The sequence below is a fragment of the Flammeovirga sp. AWQ4_249 genome (genome assembly GCF_056161045.1).
Genome location: NZ_JBSWYJ010000164.1, coordinates 1 through 229 on the forward strand (window position 1 = coordinate 1; position 229 = coordinate 229).

The following is a 229-nucleotide window of genomic DNA, read 5'->3' on the forward strand; positions in this document are numbered from 1 at the left end:
AACTTGAAGTTTACCAATTTTCGCATAAAGCTCATCTTCTTTCCCTTCACTCGCTTTTTGAAGCTTCTTTTTCTCTCCAGACTTTTCAAAAGCACTGGATGCACCTTCTAGAAATTCCTTTTTCCATGCACTGATCTGAGTAGGATGAAGATCGTACTTCTGGGCTAATTCTGTGGTAGTCTGTAAATCTTTGATGGCTTCTAAAGCTACTTTGGCTTTAAATTCTGAG

The 229-nt window shown here is 38.4% G+C and carries 1 protein-coding gene; it reads right to left on the reverse strand.

All coding sequences use genetic code 11. From position 1 onward, the window contains the following. The coding region (locus ACXAHM_RS26495) for a transposase (RefSeq protein ID WP_474967089.1) at nucleotides 1-229 on the reverse strand (229 nt) is incomplete at both ends.